Source organism: Terrihabitans rhizophilus (assembly GCF_033898525.1).
Taxonomy (GTDB): domain Bacteria; phylum Pseudomonadota; class Alphaproteobacteria; order Rhizobiales; family Methylopilaceae; genus Flaviflagellibacter; species Flaviflagellibacter rhizophilus.
In genome coordinates this window covers 2501-5597 of sequence record NZ_JAXAFJ010000017.1, presented here as the reverse complement: position 1 = coordinate 5597, position 3097 = coordinate 2501, and the positions used below count along the sequence as shown (strand labels likewise).

The window sequence follows — 3097 nt, the reverse complement described above, 5'->3', positions numbered from 1 at the left end:
ACGCCGAAAAGCCCGCCTTTGTGGGGCGGGCTTTTTGGTTTTGATTTGGTTGCGGGAACAGGATTTGAACCTGTGACCTTCAGGTTATGAGCCTGACGAGCTACCGGGCTGCTCCATCCCGCGTCGAGCGGTGCATCACCTTTGGGCTCCGGTCCCTATGGTGAGGTTGTGTGTGGCATCGTGAATGAGCGATCTGTTCTTTGCAGGCCTGGCAGTGACCTACTCTCCCGTGCCTTAAGACAAAGTACCATTGGCGCAGAGGAGCTTAACGGCCGTGTTCGGGATGGGAACGGGTTTTTTCTCCTCGCCAAGCCACCAGGCCGGCAAAGAACAGATGAAGCAAGCTGAGATTTTCTTATGTGATCGCTGACCGATGACGGACATCGGTAATGAGAGCGATCAAGCCTATCGAGCAATTAGTACCGGTAAGCTTCATGCGTCACCGCACTTCCACACCCGGCCTATCAACGTGGTCGTCTTCCACGGCTCTCAAGGGAGGCCTCGTTTTGAGGTGGGTTTCCCGCTTAGATGCTTTCAGCGGTTATCCCGTCCGTACATAGCTACCCTGCAATGCGGCTGGCGCCACAACAGGTCCACCAGAGGTACGTTCATCCCGGTCCTCTCGTACTAGGGACAAATCCTCTCAAGCTTCCTACACCCACGGCAGATAGGGACCGAACTGTCTCACGACGTTCTGAACCCAGCTCACGTACCACTTTAATCGGCGAACAGCCGAACCCTTGGGACCTACTTCAGCCCCAGGATGTGATGAGCCGACATCGAGGTGCCAAACGATTCCGTCGATATGGACTCTTGGGAATCATCAGCCTGTTATCCCCGGCGTACCTTTTATTCGTTGAGCGATGGCCCGTCCACGTGGAACCACCGGATCACTATGACCGACTTTCGTCTCTGCTCGACTTGTCAGTCTCGCAGTCAGGCAGGCTTATGCCATTGCACTCAACGACCGATTTCCGACCGGTCTGAGCCCACCATCGCGCGCCTCCGTTACTCTTTGGGAGGCGACCGCCCCAGTCAAACTGCCTACCATGCGCGGTCCTGGAGCCGGATAACGGCTCGCAGTTAGACGTTCGTATTTACAAGGGTGGTATTTCAAGGATGGCTCCACCAGAGCTGGCGCTCCGGCTTCAAAGCCTACCACCTATCCTACACATGCCAACACAAACGCCAGCGCAAAGCTACAGTAAAGGTGCACGGGGTCTTTCCGTCTGACCGCAGGAACCCCGCATCTTCACGGGGAATTCAATTTCACTGAGTCTACACTGGAGACAGCGGGGAAGTCGTTACGCCATTCGTGCAGGTCGGAACTTACCCGACAAGGAATTTCGCTACCTTAGGACCGTTATAGTTACGGCCGCCGTTTACCGGGGCTTCAATTCAGAGCTTGCACCCCTCCTTTTAACCTTCCGGCACCGGGCAGGCGTCAGACCCTATACGTCACCTTACGGTTTCGCAGAGCCCTGTGTTTTAGGTAAACAGTCGCCACCCCCTGGTTTGTGTCCCTCCAACCTGGTTGCCCAAGTCAGAGGCCTCCTTATCCCGAAGTTACGGAGGTAGATTGCCGAGTTCCTTCAGTGTAGTTCTCTCAAACGCCTTGGTATACTCTACCTGACCACCTGTGTCGGTTTCGGGTACGGTCTGATGTGGAGGCTATTTCCTGGAACCCCTTCGAGGCCTGTCCAATCCAATAAGGACAAACAACATACGGGATCCGTCACCTTCCACTGGCTGGGGAATATTCGCCCCATTCCCATCGACTACGCCTTTCGGCCTCGCCTTAGGGGCCGGCTAACCCTGCGCAGATTAGCTTTACGCAGGAACCCTTGGTCTTTCGGCGGGGGTGTCTTTCACACCCCTGATCGTTACTCATGTCAGCATTCGCACTTCCGATACCTCCAGAGGTCCTCACGGATCCTCCTTCGCAGGCTTACGGAACGCTCCGCTACCGCTTACGTGCAAGGCACGTAAACCCAAAGCTTCGGTACATGGCTTGAGCCCCGTTACATTTTCGGCGCAAGAACCCTTATTTAGACCAGTGAGCTGTTACGCTTTCTTTAAAGGATGGCTGCTTCTAAGCCAACCTCCTGGTTGTTTTGGGATTCTCACATCCTTTCACACTTAGCCATGATTTGGGGACCTTAGCTGTTGGTCAGGGTTGTTTCCCTCTCCACGACGGACGTTAGCACCCGCCGTGTGTCTCCCGCATAAGTCTTCCCGGTATTCGGAGTTTGGTTAGGTTTGGTACCTCGGTAAGAGGCCCTAGCCCATCCAGTGCTCTACCCCCGGGAGCATACATGCGAGGCTCTACCTAAATAGATTTCGCGGAGAACCAGCTATTTCCAGGTTTGATTGGCCTTTCACCCCTAGCCACAAGTCATCCGAGTCTTTTTCAACAGACACCGGTTCGGCCCTTCAGTGCGTGTTACCGCACCTTCAGCCTGCTCATGGCTAGATCACCTGGGTTCGGGTCTAATCCGACGAACTGAACGCCCTGTTCAGACTCGCTTTCGCTTCGCCTACGCCTAGCGGCTTAAGCTTGCTCGTCAGACTAAGTCGCTGACCCATTATACAAAAGGTACGCAGTCACCCAGGACGAACCTTGGGCTCCTACTGTTTGTAGGCATCCGGTTTCAGGAACTGTTTCACTCCCCTCGTCGGGGTGCTTTTCACCTTTCCCTCACGGTACTTGTTCGCTATCGGTCGCTAAGGAGTACTTAGGCTTGGAGGGTGGTCCCCCCATGTTCAGACAGGATTTCACGTGTCCCGCCTTACTCAAGTCTTCAATGAGCATTTATCCGTACGGGGCTATCACCCACTATGGCCCGCCTTTCCTGAACGGTTCCGGTTACTCTCATTGAAGCACTGGCCTGGTCCGCGTTCGCTCGCCACTACTAGCGGAGTCTCGGTTGATGTCCTTTCCTCCGGGTACTTAGATGTTTCAGTTCCCCGGGTTCGCTTTCAACCCCTATGTATTCAGGATTGAATACCTTCTCGTGATACCTTGAAGTCCGATCCCGCCATCGCTGACGGCATCAGAGTTCAAGATATCGAAGGTGGGTTTCCCCATTCGGAAATC

Annotated in this window: 1 tRNA gene and 2 rRNA genes (1 of these 3 only partly in view); all 3 read right to left on the bottom strand. The window is 54.6% G+C overall.

What is annotated here, in order from left to right:
• Nucleotides 1–46: 46 nt before the first annotated feature.
• Nucleotides 47–123 (bottom strand) — tRNA-Met (locus SCD90_RS16505).
• Nucleotides 124–206: 83 nt separating this feature from the next.
• Nucleotides 207–320 (bottom strand): 5S ribosomal RNA (gene rrf / locus SCD90_RS16500).
• 75 nt (nucleotides 321–395) lie between these two features.
• Nucleotides 396–3097, bottom strand: a 23S ribosomal RNA gene (locus tag SCD90_RS16495); it runs 109 nt beyond the window's last position.